This is a genomic window from Acidovorax sp. HMWF018 (assembly GCF_003061035.1).
Taxonomy (GTDB): domain Bacteria; phylum Pseudomonadota; class Gammaproteobacteria; order Burkholderiales; family Burkholderiaceae_C; genus Acidovorax; species Acidovorax delafieldii.
Genome location: NZ_QAIM01000545.1, coordinates 1 through 2,217 on the forward strand (window position 1 = coordinate 1; position 2,217 = coordinate 2,217).

Sequence of the window (2,217 nt, forward strand, 5' to 3'; positions counted from 1 at the left end):
GGTATCTCAGTGGCAAATGGAGGCCATTGTGTATGGCTACCAGCTGGGCTCTCTGGTGCTGCCTACGCTGGTGCCTATCCTGCTGTGGCTGTGGATGGACCGTAAATTTGTGAACGATGTGCTGATCCGCAGCTGGCGCGATTCGCTGCCGCCTGCCACGTCCTCGCCTTGAGCCTGGCCAGCGGGCACTGCCGGCCACTACCCTGAAAGTGTTTCGGTGGTCGCGGCGCGTTGCTGCCCAGGGGCGCGGTGGAGGGCTGGTGCGCCCACAGGATCCAGCCGGTACCCCATCCCATAAATCGCTGAGATCGTGTAGCCGTTGTTCTCGGTCAGCTCCAGCTTCGTGCGCAGGCGTGACATGTGGGTGTCGAGCGAGCGCGAGGGGGTTTCGGCGCTGTCGCCCCAGACGGCTTCGCGCAGGTGGGTGCGGGACAGCAGGCGCCCCGCGTTACGGAACATGAACAGGGCCAGTTCGTACTCGCGGTGCTTGAGTTCGATGGGCTGGCCGTGCACGCTCAGAGAGCGCTTGTCGGCGTCAAAACAGTAGGCGCCGAAGGTCATGCGGGCGCCCATGCTTTCGGGGTAGGCGCGGCGCAGCAGCGCTGTGATGCGGTCCACGAGTTCGCCCATGCGCAGGGGCTTGCTCATGAAATCGTCGGCACCGCGCGAGAGCGCTTCGACCACGTCGCGTTCATCGTTGCGGCGGGTGATGAACAGGATTGGCAACTGCATGCCGCTCATGTCGCGCACGGTCTGTACGACCTCGGTGCCCTCCATGTCCGGCAGGTGCCAGTCGACGATCAGCAGGTCGAAGGTGTCGTGCCGCAGGGCCTTCAGCAGACTGGTGCCGTCGGCGTAGGTGTGGCACACATGGTGGTGGCATTCCAGGGTGCCCTTGATCTGCTCCAGCAGGAGAAGGTCGTCGTCAAGGACTGCGATGCGCATGTTGGTGGGCTCTGGGCCGGGGGCCGTGAAATCAAAGAAACACCTCTTTGGGGAAGAGGTGCCTTGATGGTGCCCCACATCGGGCAGCTGTGCGCAGGGGTTGACAATCGTTTGCAATGGCCTGGCCTGCGCTGGTGGGGCCTGTCCGCGCCCGGTCCGCCTTGTCAGGCCACCAGCGGTTCTTCCTCCATCGCCTCGATCTGCTCGATCAGCATGTCCACCTGCCCGCGCCAGTAGTCGCTGCTGCCAAACCAGGGAAAGTTCACCGGGAAGATCGGGTCTTGCCAGCGGCGCGCGAGCCAGGCGCTGTAGTGGATCAGGCGCAAGGTGCGCAGCGGTTCGATGAGCGCCAGCTCGCGGCGGTCGAAGCTGCGGAACTGCTCGTAGCCGTCGATCAGGGCGCCGAGCTGGTGGGTGCGCTGGCGCCGGTCTCCCGACAGCAGCATCCACAGATCCTGCACGGCCGGACCCATGCGTGCGTCGTCCAGGTCCACAAAGTGCGGGCCGCCGCGGCCCCATTCATCCAGCGGGGTCCAGAGGATGTTGCCGGGGTGGCAGTCGCCGTGCAGGCGGATCATGGTGGCATTGTTCAAGCCAAATTGGCCTGTAGCGCTAGTGGAGTATGCGCTGGCAGCTATCAAATCAAGAGCTTTGTCGCACTGTGCCTTCCAGGCGGCTTGCATGTCGAGCGGAATGATCTCGTTCATCAGCAGCCAGTCGCGCGATGCCGTGCCGAAGGTGGCCAGGTCCAGCGTGGGCCGGTGTGCAAAGGGCTGGGCAGCGCCCACGGTGTGGATGCGGGCCAGAAAGCGGCCGATCCATTCCAGCACTTCAAAGTCGTCCAGCTCGGGCTGGCGCCCGCCGCGCCAGGGGCTGACGGAGAACGCAAAGCCATCGTGCTGGTGCAGGGTGGTGCCGTTCAGCACCAGCGGGCCCACGGCGGGCACCTCGGCGGCCATCAGCTCGGCGGCAAAGGCGTGTTCTTCGAGGATCTGCGCCTCGCTCCAGCGGCCTGGGCGGTAGAACTTGGCCACCACGCGCTCGCCGTCTTCCAGCGTGACCTGGTACACCCGGTTTTCGTACGACGACAGGGCCATGAGGCGGCCATCGCCGTACAGGCCCACGCCAGCCAGTGCGTCCAGCACCTGGTCGGGGGTGAGGCGGGCGTAGGGGTGCTGGTCGTTGGCGGGGTTGGTAGCGGTATCGGGGGGCAATGGGGTCATGCCCCATTGTCGCCGCCATGCCCTTGGCCGCCGGGTTGCGGGCTTTAAG

Annotated in this window: 3 protein-coding genes; 1 reads left to right on the forward strand and 2 read right to left on the reverse strand. The window is 65.4% G+C overall.

Features of this window, described 5'->3' with window-relative positions:
* The first annotated feature begins 16 nt into the window (after nt 1-16).
* Nucleotides 17-172, forward strand: coding sequence for an exosortase H-associated membrane protein (locus tag DBR23_RS32195; RefSeq protein WP_199227785.1), 156 nt, complete (start codon nt 17-19; stop codon nt 170-172).
* Nucleotides 173-198: 26 nt separating this feature from the next.
* On the opposite strand, the gene DBR23_RS23225 is transcribed toward DBR23_RS32195, so the two are convergent.
* Together DBR23_RS23225 and DBR23_RS23230 are read right to left on the reverse strand one after the other, a co-directional pair.
* Complete coding sequence (locus DBR23_RS23225; RefSeq protein WP_108499728.1) at nt 199-945, reverse strand: response regulator transcription factor; 747 nt, start codon at nt 943-945, stop codon at nt 199-201.
* Between the two features lie 164 nt (nt 946-1,109).
* Nucleotides 1,110-2,168 (reverse strand): serine/threonine protein kinase, encoded by a 1,059-nt coding sequence (locus tag DBR23_RS23230; RefSeq protein ID WP_108499729.1) that lies wholly within the window; start codon nt 2,166-2,168, stop codon nt 1,110-1,112.
* Nucleotides 2,169-2,217 lie beyond the last annotated feature (49 nt).

Excerpts from the sequence above, each read along its gene's own strand:
- DBR23_RS32195 (WP_199227785.1), top strand. The coding sequence starts at position 17 with ATGGAGGCCATTGTGTATGGCTACCAGCTGGGCTCTCTGGTGCTGCCT.
- DBR23_RS23230 (WP_108499729.1), bottom strand. The coding sequence starts at position 2,168 with ATGACCCCATTGCCCCCCGATACCGCTACCAACCCCGCCAACGACCAG.
- DBR23_RS23225 (WP_108499728.1), bottom strand. The coding sequence starts at position 945 with ATGCGCATCGCAGTCCTTGACGACGACCTTCTCCTGCTGGAGCAGATC.